Origin of the sequence: Pseudomonas sp. TMW22080, from assembly GCF_022496745.1 — a bacterium.
GTDB classification, from domain to species: domain Bacteria; phylum Pseudomonadota; class Gammaproteobacteria; order Pseudomonadales; family Pseudomonadaceae; genus Aquipseudomonas; species Aquipseudomonas bubulae.
The window spans coordinates 1-19,475 of the sequence record NZ_SCFF01000002.1; the positions used below are offsets into that span (position 1 = coordinate 1).

15 protein-coding genes are annotated in these 19,475 nt (G+C 58.0%); 10 read left to right on the forward strand and 5 right to left on the reverse strand.

All coding sequences use genetic code 11. From position 1 onward, the window contains the following. Window positions 1-264: 264 nt before the first annotated feature. Genes EQV96_RS06325 through EQV96_RS06335 form a run of 3 tightly spaced genes read left to right on the forward strand, consistent with a single transcriptional unit; the run spans window position 265 to window position 3,830 of the window. Window positions 265-924, forward strand: coding sequence for a paraquat-inducible protein A (locus EQV96_RS06325; RefSeq protein ID WP_095003218.1), 660 nt, complete (start codon window positions 265-267; stop codon window positions 922-924). Continuing rightward, window positions 911-1,534 (forward strand): paraquat-inducible protein A, encoded by a 624-nt coding sequence (locus EQV96_RS06330; protein ID WP_095003217.1) that lies wholly within the window; start codon window positions 911-913, stop codon window positions 1,532-1,534. The genes EQV96_RS06325 and EQV96_RS06330 overlap by 14 nt, the downstream gene beginning before the upstream one ends. Further along, on the forward strand, window positions 1,527-3,830 hold the full coding sequence (locus EQV96_RS06335; protein WP_095003216.1) for an MlaD family protein: 2,304 nt from the start codon (window positions 1,527-1,529) through the stop codon (window positions 3,828-3,830). The genes EQV96_RS06330 and EQV96_RS06335 overlap by 8 nt, the downstream gene beginning before the upstream one ends. 56 nt (window positions 3,831-3,886) lie before the next feature. On the opposite strand, the gene mksF is transcribed toward EQV96_RS06335, so the two are convergent. The 3 genes from mksF to mksB are packed head-to-tail and all read right to left on the reverse strand — an operon-like array spanning window position 3,887 to window position 8,638. Further along, window positions 3,887-6,727, reverse strand: a complete 2,841-nt coding sequence (mksF, locus tag EQV96_RS06340) for an Mks condensin complex protein MksF (protein ID WP_095019682.1) — start codon at window positions 6,725-6,727, stop codon at window positions 3,887-3,889. Further along, entirely contained in the window at window positions 6,724-7,371 is a 648-nt protein-coding gene (gene mksE, locus EQV96_RS06345; protein ID WP_095003214.1) for an Mks condensin complex protein MksE, read from the reverse strand. The genes mksF and mksE overlap by 4 nt, the downstream gene beginning before the upstream one ends. Further along, window positions 7,361-8,638, reverse strand: a complete 1,278-nt coding sequence (mksB, locus tag EQV96_RS06350) for an Mks condensin complex protein MksB (RefSeq protein WP_240881607.1) — start codon at window positions 8,636-8,638, stop codon at window positions 7,361-7,363. Before mksB ends, mksE begins: the two co-directional genes overlap by 11 nt. A gap of 144 nt (window positions 8,639-8,782) precedes the next feature. On the opposite strand from mksB, the gene EQV96_RS06355 reads away from it, so the two are divergent. Beyond that, window positions 8,783-9,556, forward strand: coding sequence for an energy transducer TonB (locus EQV96_RS06355; protein WP_095003212.1), 774 nt, complete (start codon window positions 8,783-8,785; stop codon window positions 9,554-9,556). Beyond that, a complete protein-coding gene (rimI, locus tag EQV96_RS06360) occupies window positions 9,549-10,001 on the forward strand; it encodes a ribosomal protein S18-alanine N-acetyltransferase (RefSeq protein WP_016781701.1) in 453 nt (150 codons plus the stop codon). The genes EQV96_RS06355 and rimI overlap by 8 nt, the downstream gene beginning before the upstream one ends. Window positions 10,002-10,106: 105 nt before the next feature. Here rimI and EQV96_RS06365 read toward each other — a convergent pair whose 3' ends face one another. Next, window positions 10,107-10,490 (reverse strand): serine kinase/phosphatase, encoded by a 384-nt coding sequence (locus tag EQV96_RS06365; RefSeq protein WP_169916771.1) that lies wholly within the window; start codon window positions 10,488-10,490, stop codon window positions 10,107-10,109. 151 nt (window positions 10,491-10,641) lie between these two features. Between EQV96_RS06365 and can the strand changes: the two genes are divergently transcribed. Then, entirely contained in the window at window positions 10,642-11,286 is a 645-nt protein-coding gene (gene can / locus EQV96_RS06370; protein WP_095003211.1) for a carbonate dehydratase, read from the forward strand. A 120-nt stretch (window positions 11,287-11,406) separates the two neighbouring features. On the opposite strand, the gene EQV96_RS06375 is transcribed toward can, so the two are convergent. Next, window positions 11,407-12,825, reverse strand: a complete 1,419-nt coding sequence (locus EQV96_RS06375; protein WP_095027170.1) for a TIGR00366 family protein — start codon at window positions 12,823-12,825, stop codon at window positions 11,407-11,409. Between the two features lie 211 nt (window positions 12,826-13,036). Here EQV96_RS06375 and EQV96_RS06380 point away from each other — a divergent pair, with 211 nt between their 5' ends. The 4 genes from EQV96_RS06380 to EQV96_RS06395 all read left to right on the forward strand — a co-directional run bounded on the left by EQV96_RS06380 (window position 13,037) and on the right by EQV96_RS06395 (window position 19,405). Beyond that, a complete protein-coding gene (locus tag EQV96_RS06380) occupies window positions 13,037-14,353 on the forward strand; it encodes a PAS domain-containing methyl-accepting chemotaxis protein (RefSeq protein ID WP_095021247.1) in 1,317 nt (438 codons plus the stop codon). 97 nt (window positions 14,354-14,450) lie between these two features. After that, window positions 14,451-15,332 (forward strand): Dyp-type peroxidase, encoded by an 882-nt coding sequence (locus EQV96_RS06385; protein WP_095039415.1) that lies wholly within the window; start codon window positions 14,451-14,453, stop codon window positions 15,330-15,332. Between the two features lie 96 nt (window positions 15,333-15,428). Next, window positions 15,429-18,197, forward strand: a complete 2,769-nt coding sequence (locus tag EQV96_RS06390) for an ATP-binding protein (RefSeq protein ID WP_095021246.1) — start codon at window positions 15,429-15,431, stop codon at window positions 18,195-18,197. Window positions 18,198-18,208: 11 nt separating this feature from the next. After that, entirely contained in the window at window positions 18,209-19,405 is a 1,197-nt protein-coding gene (locus EQV96_RS06395) for an EAL domain-containing response regulator (protein WP_095021239.1), read from the forward strand. Window positions 19,406-19,475: the final 70 nt, after the last annotated feature.

The window sequence follows — 19,475 nt, forward strand, 5'->3', positions numbered from 1 at the left end:
GAACTCAGTAGTGAAACGATGCATCGCCGATGGTAGTGTGGGGTTTCCCCATGTGAGAGTAGGTCATCGTCAAGATTAAATTCCAAACCCCCTGTCTGCTCACGCAGACAGGGGGTTTGTTTTTGTGGCGAAAAAAGTTATGACCCGCCTGAGCGTATCGTTCTTCAGATCGCCTGCAGCTAAAGTCCTGCAAATAGGCACAGTTATTTTGTAGCCCGCGCACTAGAATAGGCCCAGTCATTTTCTGAGCCTGAGACTCCCTATATGCCAGATCCGGTTGACCCCCGCAGGGTGTCAGAATTACCGCTGGACGAGTTGGTGGCCTGTCATGAGTGCGATCTACTGATGCGCAAGCCGCATCTCGCTCTCGGTGAGAAAGCCCAATGCCCGCGCTGCGGCTATGAACTCTACGCTCATAGGTACAAGGTGGTTGAACGCAGCCTTGCGCTTGTGATTGCTGCTTTGCTGCTCTACATACCTGCGAACTTTTTACCCATCATGCAGCTCAATCTACTGGGCCAGGCGTCGCAAGACACGGTCTGGAGTGGTGTGCTCGGTTTGTACAACACCGGCATGCAAGGCATCGCGGTGGTGGTGTTCCTGTGCAGCATGGGCATCCCGCTGCTCAAGTTGCTCTGCCAGCTTGCTGTGTTGCTGAGCATTCGCTGGAATATCGGGCGCAGCTACGGTTTGCTGATTTACCGCATTTATCACCATCTGCGTGATTGGGGCATGCTTGAGGTGTACTTCATGGGCGTGCTGGTGGCCATCGTAAAACTGTCCGATCTGGCTGAGCTGAGTCTTGGCCTGGGCCTGGTCTGTTTTGTCAGCCTGTTGCTGGTACAGGTCTGGCTGGAAGTGGTGATGTCACCTCACCAGATCTGGCAGGCGTTATCCGGGGAGGATGCTCATGCGGGCGATTGATGCGGGTATCTTGATCTGTGGCGAATGCCACGAACTGAACAGGCAAGACCCCGAAACCGACGAGCAAACCTGTACTCGCTGCGGTGCTCTGGTTCACGCGCGTCGCCCCGACAGTTTGATGCGCACCTGGGCATTGCTGCTGACGTCGGCCATTCTCTATATCCCGGCCAACCTGCTGCCGATCATGACAGTCAACTCATTGGGCCAGGGCTCGCCGAGTACGATCATGGCGGGTGTCATCGAGCTGGTACAGCACGGCATGATCCCGATTGCTGCCGTGGTGTTTGTGGCAAGTATTCTGGTGCCCACCTTCAAGCTGGTCGGCATCGCCTTGCTGTTGTTTTCGGTACAACGCCATCAGCCTCTTTCTGCCCGGCAACGTATCATCATGTACCGATTTATCGAGTTCATTGGCCGTTGGTCAATGCTGGATATTTTCGTCATTGCCATTTTGGTGGCCGTGGTGAATTTTGGACGCATAGCCAGCATCGAAGCCAATCTTGGCGCAGTGGCATTTGCCAGTGTGGTGGTGCTAACGATGCTTGCAGCTGTAACTTTTGATCCCCGACTGATTTGGGACAACACGGAGTCGGACGACGACCATGAGTGACTTGCCTACCGCTAAAACCCGCCCGGCTTCCAACTGGTCGGCGATCTGGATCCTTCCGCTTATTGCCCTGGTCATCGGTGGCTGGCTGGGGTGGCGCGCCTACAGCGAAACCGGCATCGATATTCAGGTGCGTTTCGAGAGCGGCGAAGGCATCGTCGCCAACAAGACCGAGGTGGTCTACAAAGGCATGCCCGTGGGCAAGGTGAAAACCCTCGCCCTCGACGAGTCTGGCCCCAGCAAAGGGGTGATTGCTACCGTCGAAATGGACAAGGACGTTGAGCAATACCTGAAAACCAATACCCGTTTCTGGCTGGTCAAACCCAGTGTCACTCTGGCCGGTATCACCGGGCTCGAAACGCTGGTGTCCGGCAACTATATTGCGGTCAGTCCCGCCGATGGCGAGCCTGCACGCAAGTTCAAGGCGCTGTCACAAGAACCGCCCTTGTCTGATGCCAAACCAGGTCTGCACCTGACGCTTAAAGCTGAGCGTCTCGGTTCGTTGAACCGTGGCAGCCCGGTGTTCTACAAGCAGATCCAGGTAGGGCAGATCAAAAGCTATGTGCTTTCCGAAGACCAAAGCACTGTTGAAATCAAAGTCTTTATCGAGCCGACCTACGCCAATCTGGTGCGCAAACATACGCGCTTCTGGAATGCCAGCGGTATCAGCATCGACGCCAACCTGTCGGGTGTGAAACTGCGCAGCGAATCTCTGGCCAGTATTGTGGCCGGTGGTATTGCCTTCGCCACTCCAGAGAACCGCAAAGACAGCCCGCCCACCGATTCGAGCCTGCCGTTCCGTCTTTATGAAGACTTCGATGCCGCGCAGGCGGGGATCAAGGTCAAAGTCAAACTCAGCGACTTCGAGGGCCTGCAGGCCGGTCGTACGCCGGTCATGTACAAAGGCATCCAGGTCGGTAGCCTCAAGGGTCTCAAGGTGGACCCTGATCTGACCAGCGCCAGTGCCGAGCTGACTCTGGACCCGTTGGCAGAAGATTACCTGGTGCAGGGCACCCAGTTCTGGGTGGTCAAGCCGTCCATCTCCCTGGCCGGCATTACCGGGCTGGAGGCGCTGGTCAAAGGCAACTACATTGCCATTCGCCCGGGTGACAAGGGCAGCACCCCCGAACGCGAATTCGTCGCCCGGCCAAAGGCTCCGCCGCTGGATCTGCGCTCACCGGGCCTGCATATGGTGCTCTTTACCGAGAACCTGGGCTCGCTGGATGTCGGCAGCCCGATCCTCTACAAGCAGGTCAAGGTCGGTTCGGTGCAGAGCTATCAGTTCTCCCGCACCAAAAAGCAGTTGGTGATCGGTGTCCATATCGAGAAGGAATACGAGAATCTGGTCAATGCTTCGACCCGTTTCTGGAATGCCAGCGGCATCACGTTGACCGGCGGTTTGACCGGCGGTATCCAGGTTAAAAGCGAATCCCTGCAAAGTCTGATGGCAGGCGGGATTGCTTTTGAAACACCGGAAGCCAAGGCGCCGCTGCAAAAACGTATCCCGCGTTTCCGTCTGTTTACTGACCGTGACGCAGCCATGCAGCAGGGAGTCGCCGTTACGATCAAGGTGCCGCGTGCCGATGGCCTGCGCGAGGGTACGCCGATTCGCTTCAAGGGGCTGGATGTTGGCAAGATCGAAAGCATTGACCTGAGCGAGGACCTGCAATCGGTTCTGCTCAAGGCCCGCATCACCGAAGTGCCTGAGCGGATTGCGCGGGTTGGCAGCCAATTCTGGGTGGTCAAGCCGGAGCTTGGTTTGATGAAAACGGCCAACCTCGAAACCCTGGTCACCGGCCAGTACCTCGAGGTGCAACCGGCGAGCAAACAACTGGGGCGCCAGACCAGTTTTGTAGCCCTGGAGCAAGCGCCGGATGCCGCCGTTTCCCAGGCCGGATTGAGCCTGGTATTGAGCGCTGCCCGTCGTGGTTCGCTCAAGGAGGGCGTGCCTGTCACCTACCGTGAAGTCACCGTGGGTAAAGTCACGGGGTATGAGTTGGGCAACAGTGCCGACCGGGTGCTGGTACATATCCTGATCGAGCCGCGTTACGCGCCGTTGGTGCGTAGCGGTAGCCGCTTCTGGAATACGAGCGGTTTTGGTGTCGACTTCGGTTTGTTCAAAGGAGCAACGATTCGTACTGAATCCCTGGAAACCCTGGTGCAGGGTGGCATTGCCTTCGCCACACCGGACGGCGACAAGCTGGGCACCCAGGCTCGCCCTGAGCAAACCTTCCCGCTCTTTGACAAGTTCGAAGACGAATGGCTGCAGTGGGCACCGAAGATCCCGTTAGGCAAATAAGCTGCAAAAAAAACCGCGATCAATGATCGCGGTTTTTTTATGTACGGGGTTCAGTCTCAGACTTCATCCAGTTCGCGTTCTTCCACCGCCGTCAACGCATCAGGTTTCACCTCGTCATGGCGACGAATGTACTTCCAGTCGTCTTCATCGATATAGATCCCGTTAGGGCCGCTGCCGCCTTCCAGGTCGATGGCCACATGGGCGCAGACCTGCGGCTTCACACTGGCCAGAATCGGTACAAAGCCCAGCTGCAAACTGGTCTCCAGCAGAGCTGTCTGGTTTTTCTCGTCAATGTCGGCAGCTTCGTCCAGGTAGTACGGCAAGCGAATACGCCCGGCCTGATCGCGGTCCATCAAGTGCAGCAACAAATACATGTTGGTCAGCGCCTTGATCGTCATGGTCGTACCGTTGGACGCCGCGCCATCGATATCCGTGTGGATCACCGGCTGGCCATTGAGCTTGGTGATCTCGAACGCCAGCTCGAACAAGTCCTTGAGCCCCAACTGGTTATGGTTGGCTGCCACCAGGCGCGCCAGATACTCCTTGGCCTCTTCGTTCTTGTTGTCCTGTTCGGTGCTCTGGCTGAGGTCAAACACCGACAGTGTCTCGCCTTCTTCGTACTGGCTGGCGCTGTGGATAATCTGATCGATATGTTTGAGCGCCTCCTTGTTGGGGGCCAGCACGATACGGAAGCTTTTGAGGTTGGACACCTGACGCTTGTTGATTTCGCGGTTGAACAATGCCAGTTGATGCTCGAGGCTGTCGTAGTCGCTGCGGATATTGCGCAGCGTGCGGGCGATATCGGTGACTGCGGCCCGGCGCGCCTTGCCCAGGGTCAGGGCTTCTTCGGTGCGGTGGGCGTAGGCGTTGATCAGTAACTGCAGGCGCCGCTCCATATCGTCTTCACTGTCGAACTTGGCCACACCCTTGAGGCGTACCTGAGCGTACAGCGCCTCGATCTGGCCGTCGCAACGCAACAAGCCCTGCCAGCTGTCCTGATAGTCGTTGAGCAACGGCAGCAGGTTGTCCATCGAATCGTCGACCGGATCCATAAATGGCGTACCGAACGGCAAGTCGGCGGGCAGCAGTTGGCGTCGACGCAAGCTGTCATCCAGGGTGCGCTGTTTGGCTTCCATGTCACCGATCTGGCGACCGACCAGTTGCAACTTGGCCGACAACTGCTGGACGCGCTCGGTGAAGGCATCGCTGGAGCGTTTCAACTCGTCCTGCGCAGCTTCGGCCTGAGCCAGTTGCTCGAGTTTTTCGCCTTCTTCTGCACTGAGCGTCTGGCTGCGGCGGAAATCTTCCAGCGCCTTTTGCGCATCCAGCACCTGCTGATACAGGGACTCGGCTTCGCTCTTGCTTGCGGCGCGGTCAGAGGTCACGGCCTGCTGGGTCTTGAGTTGCTTGAGCTCTTTTTCCAGACGCTCTTTCTGCTCGCGCAAAGCCGCGCGGTCCGCCAGTGCCTGCAGGGCAGGGGGCTCGATATGGCTCAAGTCGATGGACAGGCCCGGGGCTTCAAAACGCTCGCCTTTAAAGCCATCGAGGATCAGCTCCAGCGATTTGACCCAGGCATCGCTGTCATCCAGCGCAATCCCGTGCTCACCCAGGGGCAGGCTGAACAGGGCACTGTTGAACAGGCGCATCAGGCGTTCCACATCCTGCTGCGAAAACTCTTCGCGCAAGCGGGCATAGCTGTTGTTGTCGGCGTGATCGAGCTGCTGCTTGACCGACTTGAGGCGCTTTTCCAGATCGCGCAGTCGCTCGTCCAGATCCTCGGCACTGAACTGACGCGACTGCGCCAGCGCCCCCGCCAGTTCGTCGTGGGCGTCTTTGGCGCTCAGCAATTGCTGCTCAAGCACCTTTACGTCGTCGACCAGGGCGAAACGATGTTTGAGCACTGACAACTCGCCGAGCCAGCGCTGGATACCGGAAATTTCCCGCTCAAGACGCATCAACTCCTGAGTGCTGCTGCGCTGGTTGTTTTGCAGGGCGTCCTGTTCGTTGCGGTAGTGCTCGGACTGGATCAGCAGCTCTTCCTTGCGGGCCCCGGCGTAGTCCTGCCAGGTACCGAGCAAGGAATCGAGCAGCGGTGACAGGCGGTGCAGCTTGCCACGCAGCAGGTCGCGCTGGCGCACACCTGCGGCCAATGCCTCGACCAACGGCCCGGCGCCGACCAGTGCGTTGTAGTCCTGCTCCATGCGTCGTACATCACGGAAAGCTTCTTCGCACGCGGCAATGTAATCAACGCTGCCCGAACGCAGGCTGTGTTCGAACGCATCGAGGAACAGTTGCTTGAGCTTGGCCGCAGTGATTTCGCGCATATGCAGCAGGTTGATAAATAGCGCGCGGAAGGTCTTGAGGCTCTGCTCGCTGGTGGAGCGCAGCGGGATCAGGGTCAGGTCCAGGGGGATCGACGTATGGCCGCCCACTAGCAGACGCCGAAGCTCATCAGGCTTGAGCTCGTAGGCTTTGAGGCCATTACGCTCCAGGTTGTTGAACAGCTCCTTCTGGCGCAGGCAGGTGTCGTCTTTCTGGTAGTGGGCCAGGTCCAGTTTGCCCGCGTAGGCAAAAAACTGGTGACCGAAGCCGCCCCCCGGGCCGCGACCGACAACACCGATCACATGGGGGCCGTGGGGTAGGGACACTTCGACCAGGATGTAACTGGTGTCCGAGGCAAAGTAGAAGCGTCGCGACTGCTCAAGGCTGTATTTGCCGAAGCTCATGTCGGACATGCGCGCCAGAATCGGGAACTGCAGGGCGTTGATTGATGCCGATTTGCCGAGGTTGTTCGCCCCGTAGACCGACAGCGGGTGTTCCAGCGGGAACAGCCCCAGGCTGTAACCGGCGGTGTTCAACAGGGCAAAGCGGCGAATGCCGTAGCGTTCCTGGCTCATGCGTCCATCTCCTGTTGTTCGTCGGCAATGGCGCGGGCCAATGCGGCCTCGTCATCACTGTCGTCATCGGCCAGCACCGGCGTGGGCAATGGCAGGATGCTGTGCAGGCTGGCGGCCAGGTCGCGGTCTTGTTGCACCGACAGGCACACATCGAGAAAACGGTGCATGGGTGGCAGAAAGCGATAGATGCCGGGTTCTTCACTGGCAAAACCGAGCTGGGTCATGCGGCGCATGATCTTTTCTTCCAGTTCGTCCTGGCTGGTGACTTCAGCCTGCACAAACAGGTCGCGGTATTTTTCCAGCAGCGCAGGCAACTCGTCGCGGCCCAGGCTGCCACCGTCGAGCACGGCGATCGGGTCGCGGCCCTGATCGGCCAGATGCTCGACGATGATAAACGTGAATAGCGCCAGGCGCTGTGCGGTCTTGTTGACCTGCGCAGTGGCAGTGTCGGGCACAAAGTAATAGAAGCCGCGGGTATCACACACCAGTTCAAAGCCCAGGGCTTTAAACAGGGCGCGGTATTGATCCTGGAAGTTCGACAGTTGCGCGTACAGCTCCGGGTCGCGGCGGCTGACGTGATAACCCTTGAACAGCTCACGAAAAATCGGTGCCAGCTGGGACAGTTCAGAAAGATCAAGATGCATGCAGAGAGCTCGCAGTAGTCTGGGTCGCATCTTCGCTGTGAGAAAGCAGAGCGAAGGAGCGCAGGCTGACCAAATGTTCGTGGGTGTGGTAATCGCGGCGCTCCAGGCGTTCGCGCCCGAAGCGTTTTTCACGGGACAGGCGTGAGAACCAGTACAGCAGCTCATCGGTGTCGCCGTCTGGCTCTTGTGCCAGCAGCCAGCACATCAAGTCCGGCATCGGTAGCGCATCGCTGCAGCGGTCGAGCATTTCCTTGACCGTGCGCGGGGCCTTGGGCGTTTCGCCGCGGTGGACCTTATGCGCCTTGGGAAATTTCGCCGGTTTGGCTTCGAAGCGGGCCAGGGCATAGACATAAGCCTCAACCTGACTGGCGCTACCCAAAAAGGTGCTTTGCGGGCGGGTGAACATCGGCATGGCTGCTTGCGGCACTGCGTCCAGGCCTTTGCGGCGGATGGCTGCCAGTGCCAGCGCGGCACCACGGGTCACGGCATTGTGCCGGCGGGCTTCTTCACGCAGCGGCAGTAGCAATTCACGGGCATGGCGCAGGGTCATCTGGGCGCTGGTTTGCATCTCAAGGATGCGCGCATGGGTGCGCAGCAGCATGTCGTCGTCTACCAAGTGGCCGAGGCGTTGCTGTTCGCTGAGCATGCGCAGCAGCACCACTTCGACCTTGCGTACGCCTTGCTCGAAAGCGCCGTCGGCGTTGACCAGCTGAATCATGGGTTCGACGTATTCATCCCAGGTTGCCAGCACTTCGGCATAGCGCTGACGCAACGGAATTTGCCGGTCGCTGGTCTTGGCCCGTTCGGCTACGGCCACCAGCGCCTGTTCATCGTTGGCGAGTTTTTTCAATACATCGCGTACCCGCATATCGAGTAAACGCAGCTGGCGTGCCAGGTCATGGCCGTCTCGAATGTCGAAGGCATCCTGGATATAACCTGCCAGCCGCTCCAGATGGCGCAGGTAGGCTTCGATTTCCAGGCACAGGCCAAGGCGGTGCTCGTGGCGCAAATAAGCCAGAAAGTCGTGAATCTGGGCGTTTAGCTCGAAACGGTTCGGGCTTTTGGCGACCGGCACCAGAATGTCCAGACGAATCCAGGCATCGAGCACGGCGGTGATGTCTTGCGGCGTGCTGTCCATCTGATGAACGGCCAGTTGCAGGCGTAATTCGTTCAGGCTCAGGGTGCCTTGGTCGAAGTGTTCACACAAAGGCTCAAGGAGTGCCCAGTGCTCGGCGAGGGCACGTAAAACGCGCTTGGGTTCGATCATGGGAGGGCCGGTCAATTGGCAAGTAAAGGCCGCGATTGTACTGCAACGTGCTGTCGAGTCATCACTTGGCAGATCAACTGCGGGCGGGAAGGGCAGAAGGGCGGTAGAATCCCCACACTTTAGTAATCCACAGATGGCCGACCCTTGTTGAATGAGTCCCGCCGCCGCGCTTTCTTGACTGCCATGCAAGTGGTCAGCTGGTTGCCGCGCACTGAACTGCCGTTTGCCGCCCCTTCGCGGCCAGAACTGCTGGTGCTCCCCGAGCCGCCCGCGGAGCCTGTGATCACAAGGCCTGCGGTCAAGGCGGCGGTTGCACCGGGCAAACCTGTCGAGCGGCCAAAAATCGAAGTGCCCCGGCCTTCGGTCAGTCGCCCGGTCAGCAAACCGGTGGTCGAAGCCGAGTTGGCACCTGTACCGGCCAAGGTCGTGCAACTGCCACCGCCGCGTTTTGCCCTGCAGTTACTGCGGGCCGGACGTTGCCTGGTGCTGGTGGAGTTACCCACAGGCGGTGCATTCCAGAGCCGCGACCCGGCCTATTTATTGTTAAAGGACATGTTGCGCGCTGCCGGCTTGCCCGACAGCCCGCAAATCATTGGCGAGCCGGTGCGCTGGCCGTTGCTGCGGCGTGGCAATGTCGATCAAGGGCCCGAGGCTGCGCGTGAGTTTGTGCAGGGCTTTCTTATGGCCCGCCTGGAAGAGGCCGAATGTGCCTGTTTGTGGCTGATCGGGCTGCCTGCGGTGCGCTTTGCCGGTGAGGCCGATGCCGAGGCGTTCAACACTGAACTGCAAATTGAAGGGCTGGGCAGCGCATGGGCGTTGCCGGGCCTGGAACTCTTAATGGATGAGCCACAACGCAAAGCGCATGTGTGGCAAGCCATGCGCCGGCTAATGGCGCGCTGGAAACAGAACGATGAGTGATGCGGTAACTTTTCGCCCGATGACCGAGGCGGACCTTGATGCGGTATTGAAAATTGAATACGCCGCTTTCAGTCACCCCTGGACCCGCGGCATATTTCTCGACGGCCTGGGCAAGTACCATATCTGGCTGATGTTTGAAGGTGAGCAGCAGGTAGGGCATGGCGTGGTGCAGATCATCCTCGACGAGGCCCATCTGCTCAATATCACCGTCAAGCCCGAGAGCCAGGGCCGTGGCCTGGGGCTCAAGCTGCTTGAGCACTTGATGTCGATTGCCTATCAGCATGAGGCGCGCGAATGCTTCCTTGAGTTGCGCGACAGCAATACCGCGGCGTTCAAGTTGTATGAGCGTTATGGCTTCAATGAAATCGGCCGTCGCCGTGACTACTACCCGGCTGTGGGTGGGCGTGAAGATGCGGTGGTGATGGCCTGTACGCTGGTCGACTGACGGCGAAAAGTCGTTGTGTGGGAGCGGGCTTGCTGGCGCTGCGGTTTATCAGGTAAACCGTGTTGATCCGATCGCGAGCAAGCCCGCTCCCACAGGGTTTACCTTTCAACGCTTGCGTCCCACCGGGTCAATTTCCGCCAGTTCGGCTTCATCCAGCCCTTTGCCGGCGCCGATTTCGTCTTCATCAACCAGGCTCAGATCCCAGTCAGCGGCACCGTCCGGGCCCTGGGCAGCCTCCTTGGCATCGCGGGCGCCGTCCTCGCGGATCAGCATCTCCTGCTCCAGGTCGTCGTCGTTGAGGCCCAGATCCAGTTCGTCATCCAGCGCGGCTCTGTGCCTGGAGCCTGTATCGTCGACAAACAAGTCGCTGACGGGCTCATAGGTATCGTCATCATCAAAATCCAGCGGCTCCACCGAGCCCATGGCGTCTTCGATATCGTCGATGGGCGCAGGTTGTGGTGCCCCGTAGGGGCGACGTGAATCAGTCATGGTAATTCCTCATACTCTGGGTGCTTTAATACGATGACTGTAGCCATTGCTGAAGATTCCACCCAACTGACCGCCGGAATGTCATGGGGCAAGTGACCCCGACCGCTGGTCGGCTGTCAGAACAGCGCATCAACTCTTGAGGCTCCACAGCATGAACGAACTACAAGATCTGATTGATAACAATGAGCGTTGGGCCGATGCGATCAAGCAGGAAGATCCCGACTTCTTCGCCAAGCTGGCCCGCCAGCAAACACCGGAATACCTGTGGATTGGTTGTTCGGATGCGCGGGTGCCGGCCAACGAAATTGTCGGCATGTTGCCCGGCGATCTTTTTGTGCACCGCAACGTGGCCAATGTCGTGTTGCACACTGACTTGAACTGCCTGTCGGTGATCCAGTACGCGGTCGACGTTTTGAAGGTCAAACATATTCTGGTGACCGGCCACTATGGCTGTGGCGGTGTACGCGCATCGATGAAGGACCAGCAGATGGGGCTGATCGATGGCTGGCTGCGTTCGATTCGTGACCTGTATTACGAGAATCGTGAAGCGCTGGCGCTGTTACCCACCGAGGAAGAGCGGGTTGACCGCCTCTGCGAATTGAACGTGATCCAGCAGGTGGCGAACGTCGGGCATACCAATATTGTGCAAAATGCCTGGCACCGCGGGCAGAAGCTGTCGGTGCATGGCTGCATCTACGGGATCAAGGACGGTCGCTGGAAAAGCCTGAACACCACCATCAGCGGCCTTGACCAGTTGCCGCCGCAGTATCGTTTGCGGCCGGTGGGCGCAGTATAAAGTTGCATGCATAACCTGTGGGAGCGGGCTTGCTCGCGATGGTATCGACGCGGTTTTCCTGCTTTACCGCGCCGCCTGAATCGCGAGCAAGCCCGCTCCCACATTTAGTTACGAGTTCGCTTACGGCATCACCGGCGCGGTATACACCAGCGTCGTCCCCAATGCCCACAGCAAAAACAGCACCAGCGGCGTGTGCACCAACAGTTGCACAAACGAGAAGCCGATCAAGTCCCGCGCCTTCAAACCCAGTACGCCCAGCAGCGGCAGCATGTAAAACGGATTGATCAGATTGGGCAGCGCCTCGGCGGCGTTGTAGATCTGCACAGCCCAACCCAGGTGATAGCCCAGATCATTGGCCACCTGCATCACGTACGGCGCTTCGATAATCCACTTGCCGCCACCCGACGGGATAAAAAAGCCCAGAATCGCCGAATACACGCCCATCAATAATGCATAGGTGTCATGGGACGCGATCTGCACGAAAAACGTCGAAATATGGTGGGCCAGTGTTTGCCCGTCGGTGCCCTTGACCACCGTCATCAATGCGGCAATCGAGCCATACAGCGGAAACTGGATCATCACTCCGGTGGTGGTTGGCACGGCGCTGGTCACGGCATTGAGAAAACTGCGCGGGCGCCAGTGCAGCAGGGCACCGAGCATCAGGAACAGAAAATTGTAAGTGTTGAGCCCGGAGATGGCGCTGATCGCCGGTTTGGTCGAAAACTCATGGAACAACCAGCCAGCAGCCAGCAGCACCAGCAAAATGGTCAGCAGCGGGCTGTATTCCAGCCACTCACCGGGGCGAGTGCGCGGGGGGAGCTTCGGTGAGCTGAAGCTCGGGTCGATACCGCAGGCAGCTGCGTCGCGGGCCGATTCAGCGCCGGGTGCGGTGGCGTAGGCGACAATCAACGACACCACTACCAGCGCCGCCAGCAACACCCCGGACTGCCAGAGAAAGATGGTTTCAGTGAAGGGGATAACCCCGGTAATCGCCAGAATCGACGGCGGCAGGCTGGCGGGGTTGGCTTGCAACTGTGCAGCCGAAGACGACAACCCCAGTGCCCACACCGCGCCCAGCCCCAGGTAGGCCGCAGCGCCGGCGGCGCGATAGTCCATGCGCAGGTTGGTGCGCCGGGCCAGTGCCCGTACCAGTAAGCCGCCAAACACCAGCGACAGCCCCCAGTTGAGCAATGACGCGACCATTGAAATCAACGCTACCCAGCACACCGCCTGGCGGCCGTTTTTCGGTACCCGGGCCAGTTTGTCGATCAATTTGACGGCGGGCGGCGAGCTGGCCACCACATAACCGCCAATCACCACGAAGGCCATTTGCATGGTGAACGGGATCAGGCTCCAGAAGCCGTCACCAAATGCCATGGCGGCATCGGTGGGTTTGGCGCCCATCAGCATCGTGGCCAGTGCCACGGTTATTACCGCAACAGCTGCGAACACCCACGAATCGGGAAACCAGCGCTCGGCAAAGTTCGAGCAGCGCAGGGCAAAGCGGGCAGAGCGGCTGTCTGTAATCTCGGTGGCCATGAAATGTACCTCGGTTTTCTTATGGTTATGGGATGGCCCGAGCACAGTAAATCAAAGCGGGAGCAATTCCGATGGCCCGCTGTGTGTGGCCATGAATGTGCAGGGTTATTCAGTGGCCTCGGTTTTGGATGAACGGTCGTTTTCGGCGCTCCAGAAAATTCGCCTAAAGCCGATTCTGTTGCACGCATTCTTTCATTGCTCCGGGTACCCCATGTTCAACACACGCTTGAAGCAAGAGCTGTCGGCTCTTCGCGAAGAAATATCCAGCCTGCAGCAGGTTCGGGAGAGCCTGGACAGCGAAATGCTGGTGCTGTCTCTGGGTGCGGATGGGCGCATCGAGACAGCCAACCATAACTTCACCCAACAGATGCACTACACCGGTACTGCGTTGCTGGGTCTGCATATTGATGAACTGGTGCCCGCACACCTGAAAAACGACGAACACAGCCTTCGTTTCAAGAGCGCCATGAAGCGCAATGAACATTACAGTGGCACCGTGCGCTTGCTGCGCGGCAATGGCCAGGAAGCGTGGCTGCGCTCGATCATGCAGCCGATTCTGGACTCCAGCGGGCGGGTGCTGCGCATTTCGATTTTCTCCAGTGACCTGACGCGCACCATCGAAACTTCCCGCGACCATGAAAACCTGATGAGTGCGCTGATGCGTTCTACCGCCGTGATCGAGTTCAACCTCAAGGGCGAAGTGCTGACCGCCAATGAGCGTTTTCTCTCCGGCATGGGGTATACCCTGGGGCAGATCCAGGGCAAACATCACCGCATGTTCTGCACCCCGCAAGAACAGAACAGTGCCGAATACCAGGCCTTCTGGCAGCGTTTAAATGCGGGTGAGTTTGTCGCGGCACGCTTTCAGCGCATCGACAGTCACGGCCGTGATGTATGGCTTGAGGCCACCTACAACCCGGTGCGCGACGCCAATGACAACCTGTACAAAGTGGTGAAGTTCGCCACGGTGATCACCGATCAGGTTCATCAGGAACAGGCCGTCTGCGAAGCGGCAGGCATTGCCTACAGCACTTCGCTGCAAACCGACAGCAGCGCCCAGCGCGGCACCAAAGTGGTGACCGAAGCGGTGCAAGTGATGCGTGATCTGGCCCGTCACATGCAGCAGGCGGGTGACGGCATTGAAGCCTTGAGCGATCAATCGCAAGTGATTGGCAGCATCGTCAAGACCATCAGCTCGATTGCCGACCAGACCAACTTGCTGGCGCTTAACGCCGCCATTGAGGCCGCGCGTGCCGGTGAACAAGGTCGCGGTTTTGCCGTCGTGGCTGACGAAGTGCGCCAATTGGCGTCGCGCACCAGCAAGGCCACTGAAGAAATCATCGGTGTGGTGCGGCAAAACCAGGACATGGCCCGTAGCGCCGTGACCCTGATGGCCGATGGCAAGCTTCAGGCCGAAGCAGGATTGGCGTTGGCTGCCGAAGCGGGCACGGTGATTGTCGAAATCCAGGATGGCGCGCAGAAAGTGGTCGATGCCGTGGGTCAGTTTGCCAACCAGCTGTCGTCATGAGCCTTGATATGCAGGGGTTGAACTTAAGAAAAATCCCTCTGAGGTGACGGAAAAAGTACTGGTAGGAGTAAACTCCAGGCTTTCCAAAGGAGTTTCTATGAGTCTCTACCAGTCGAGCATTCTTGCCAAACCGATACCTTCGCAAGCGCGTTACATGTTTTTCGCCCTCAAGTCAGTAGAAGCTTTGCCGGCGGCACTCGACACCTTGTCGCAGTGGGTGGATGGCAAAAGCGTGGTGGCCGGTTTTGGTTCGCCGCTGGTATTGGCCCTTGGCGCGAAAGTCCCGGGGTTGCGGGTGTTTCCTGCGATCAATGCCATGGTTGAAAACCCGTCGACCCAGCACGCCCTGTGGCTGTGGTTACTGGGCGAAGACCGTGGCGAGCTGCTGCACCGCAGCCAGGCCATCGAGACTGCCCTGGCGCCTGCGTTCAACCTGCTGCAAGTGACCGAAGGCTTCCGTTACGGCACTGATCGTGACCTGACCGGCTACGAAGACGGCACTGAAAACCCGGTGGACGAAGCGGCTGTGGACGCGGCCATCGTTGCCAATGCTGGCGCCGGGCTGGACGGTGGCAGCTTTGTTGCCATTCAGCAGTGGCAGCATGACCTGAACGGTTTTGCCGCACTGCCGTCCGAAGAGCAGGACAACATCATGGGCCGTCGCAAGAGCGACAACGAAGAGCTGGACGATGCGCCGGAGTCGGCCCACGTCAAGCGGACGGCCCAGGAAAGCTTCACGCCAGAGGCCTTTATCGTGCGCCGCTCCATGCCGTGGACAGAAAACGGCAAGTCCGGGCTGATGTTTGTTGCCTTTGGCCGCACGCTGAATGCCTTTGAAGTGCAACTGCGGCGCATGAGCGGTCTGGAAGACGGCATCATCGATGGCTTGTATCGTTACAGCCGTCCACTTAACGGTGGCTACTACTGGTGCCCGCCGATGAAAGACGGGCGGATGGATTTGAGTGCGGTGCGTCCGTAATAAGCGTCACTCCCCCGTAGCAGAGCGGAGTCAGCGACGACTGGTTTCAGGAATTGTCTGATTATTTTTTGCATGCCGCAGCCTCAGGCTTGCGGCATGAAATCGACCCCCCAAGCCGCTCGAAAACTCCTGCACTTATTTGCCTGTGGCCTGATCGTCGGACTCCTTGCGGGGTCGTTCGTATACTTGCGTGCCGTGTTCAACGAAGAGGTCTCGCAGCGCCGCAGTTTTATGAACGAGGCGGTGTTCAATGCCCAGGATTTTTTCGTCAGCCGCCAGACGCTTCTCAAGAGCCTGGTGCTGGCCACTGTGCCTGATCATCAGGCAGGCCAAACGGTCGCCGGTATTGATCCACAAGAAGAGGTCAACATCAGCCTGGGCAGTGAGGCTGGCCACTGGAACCTTTGGCTGACCCGGCGGATGATGGATTATTTGCACGAAAGCAAAGTCAATCTGTTGTATGTGCCGCAGACGGATAAGCCCAAAGTGGTGTGTTTGTTCGACTCTTCAGGCAACCTTGAACCGCTGCCCAAAGTGGTGTTGCAGCGCCTGCTTGATGAAGGGGCCAAGGCCTATTCATTTGGTGATGATCTGTGGCTGACCGACAGCAAGGTCCTGAATGCCCCCTTTTATTTATTTTCCCGACTCGATAACCGTAACCTGTCTTCCGGCTGGCTGGGCATTGAGGTCGAGGTTCCGGATCTGGTAGAGGCCTTGCGCAGTGAAAGTGCCGGTGACTTCATGCTGCTCAACGGTCAAGGCCAGATTCTGTTCACCAACGCCGCACAATCCACTCTCGTCAATTCATTGCAGACGCTGGAACCCAAGAATTCGTTTGGCTTTATCGGTAGTGGCTGGTTGCCCGATAGCCTGGCAATCACGAAGAAGCTGGGCTATTCGGGCTGGCAAATCGTTTATGCCTTAGATATCAAATCTCTATTGCCAGTTTTGGGCGGGCCTTTGTTGGGCTGTGTTTTGTTGTTTATTGCCGTCTGCATCGGCTTGCGATTACTGATTGTGCGCATTGATCGGCGCCTGATCACCCCGGGTGAGAAACGCATTCAGGCGCTGGTTGAAAGTGAGGCGTTCAGTCGTGCCGTATTGCAAGTTGCACCGATGGCCCTGTGTGTAATCCGGCGCACAGACGGCACCGTGGTACTGGAAAACTCCTTGTCACAACAGTGGCTGGGTAACGGCACTGAGCGCAGCAAGTTATGCCATGGCTGGATTTCACGCGCGTTCGATGAATGTGACTTGCGCAACAGTGATGAGATCGAAATGGAGGATGGCCGTCTTCTGTACCTGGCCTTTGCCCCTACGCGCTACAAAAGTCAGGATGTGCTGATTTGCGCGTTCAGCGACATCAGCGCACGTAAACAGATTGAAGTAACCCTCGAACGTGCCCGGCAACTGGCGGACCGGGCCAATGAGGCCAAGACTCTGTTTCTGGCAACCATGAGCCACGAAATCCGTACACCCCTGTACGGTGTTTTGGGCACGCTGGAACTGCTGGCGCGTACCGAACTTAACGATCAGCAGAACAACTATCTCAAGGCTATCGAACGCTCATCCGGCAACTTGTTGCAGCTGATTTGCGACGTGCTGGATGTGTCGCGTATCGAGGCGGGTCAGCTGCAACTGGAACTCAACACCTTCAGCCCTCTTGAGCTGATAGAAGAGGTGGTCCTGGGCTACAGTGGCGCAGCCCAGGCCAAGGGCCTGCAGTTGTTTGCATTGATTGATTCAACGGTGCCCGAGTGGCTCAGCGGTGATGTCACCCGCATCCGCCAGATCTTGAATAACCTGCTCAATAACGCCCTGAAGTTCACGGACTACGGAAAAATTGTCCTGCGTCTGAAAATGGACAGCCGTGATGATGAGCGCGTGATGTTGCACTGGCAGGTTTCCGATACTGGCAAAGGTATTGCCCATGAAGAGCAGGCTCATCTGTTCGAGCCTTTTTATCAAGTGGAGTCTGCGAAAAACGTGGTCGCCGGCACCGGGCTGGGCCTGTCCATCTGCAAGCGCCTTATGCACTTGATGAATGGCACCATGCGTCTGGTCAGTGAGCCGGGATTGGGTAGCAGTTTTACCCTGCATCTGCCCTTGGTGCAGGTTAGCGAACCGGCGCGTTTTAGCCCTTTTGGCGAGTTGGCGGCCCGCGTTGTTTATGTGGTTTCCCCCGTGCGCGAACTGGCCGAGTGTTATTGCGCCTGGTTACGCCGTTGGGGTGCGCGGGCTCATCTTGGGGCGCCGAAACCAGGGGATGCATCCGATGCTGCTGTTTTATTGGAGCTGCATCCCGGCGCTGCCCGGCAATTGCTTGAACCTGGCTGGACAGGCCCGCTGGTGGTAGCCGCCAGTGACATGTCGGTAGCTCCCGCCGTTGAAAACCCTTGCTGGCAAGCGGACCTGAGCAGCTTGCAGGACGTCTATCGTGCCCTGTGCAAGGCCCAGGGCATGGGTATTGGCAGCGATCTTGAGCCGGGTACGGTGAAGACGGAACTCAAGCTCGGTTTGCGCATTCTGGTTGCCGAAGACAATGTGATCAATCAACTGATTCTGCGAGATCAACTTGAAGAGTTGGGTTGCACAGTGACATTGGTCAGCGATGGACTGGAAGCACTCGAGCGTTGGCGCGACGACGATTTTGATCTGCTGCTGACCGACGTCAACATGCCGAAAATGAACGGTTATGAGCTGGCGGCCCGGTTGCGGGCCATGAACATAACGCTGCCGATCATTGGTGCAACGGCCAATGCCATGCGTGAGGAGAGCGAGCGCTGTCTGAATGCGGGGATGAATCACTGCCTGATCAAGCCTTTTACGCTGCACACCCTATACAACTGTCTTCAGCACTTCTAAAGGAGGATCCAGTGAAGCCCTATCGTGTACTGGTCGTTGAGGATCACCCTTTTCAGCATGAGTATTTGCTGAACGTTTTCAATGAGGTGGGTGGCTTTACAGTTGACACCGTTTGGGATGGCGATGGCGCGCTGGAGTGTCTGGCGCGTCATGACTATGACTTGCTGCTCAGTGACTTGCTGATGCCTGTGATGGATGGTGTGCAACTGATCCAGAGAGTTGCCGCCCTGAAAAATAAACCGGCGTTGGCACTGATGAGCGCCTCGTCCCGGCGCATGCTGATTAGTGCGGGGTTGGCAGCAAAAAACCTGGGTATTTCAGTGATTGGCCTGATCTCCAAACCGGTCGAGTTCAATGCGGTACAGCGCTTGAAAGAGCGAATGGAGCTTTTCCGCCTTAACGGTGATACGGACCCCTCACTGGCCATTGAAGTCGACCCGCAGAGTATCGAATTGGCCATGGCCAACGGGCAGATTCAAGCATGGTTCCAGCCCAAGAAATCCCTGCGCAACGGCAATATTCTCAGTGCAGAAGCCCTGGTGCGTTGGGTGCATCCCGAGGCCGGCTTGTTATTGCCCAAGGACTTTCTGACCTTGTTGATCAGCCACGGTCTTGAAGAGCGGCTGTTGTGGCTGATGCTGGAGCAAACACTTCAAGCCCAAAGACAATGGCGAGAGCAGGGCTGGGATATTCCGGTTTCAATCAACTTGCCCACGCATTTGCTGGATAACCATGCGCTCGCCGACCGTCTGCGCGACGCTGTGATTGCTGATGGTGGCGAGCCACGCAGTATCGTTTTTGAACTGATGGAGAGTTCAACCACAGAAGAGCTCAGTAATTACTATGCGGGAGCTTGTCGTTTGCGCATGATGGGCTTTGGCTTGGCCCAGGATGATTTTGGCAAGGGATTCAGCTCTTACTTCAATCTGGTTTCCACTCCATTCAGTGAGCTCAAGATTGACCGGTCGCTGGTACATGGCTGTGTCGAAAACGAGAATCTGGCGTCAGCACTGCGCAGCCTTGTTGAACTGAGCCGCAAGCTGGGCCTGACAGTTGTCGCCGAGGGCGTCGAGACACAGGCCGAACTCGAGTTTCTGCGCAGCATCCAGTGTGATCAAGTGCAAGGTTTCCTTATTTGCGGCGCTATATCGTGCGCCGACTTTGAAACTCTTTTACTGGACGATAGCTCTAAGCCATCACCGGGGTAGCTGAGTGCGGCGCCACGGGTCTTGTTCTGCGCTCGATCTGTAGAAACCGGGGGCGCCGGACTTGCCATGT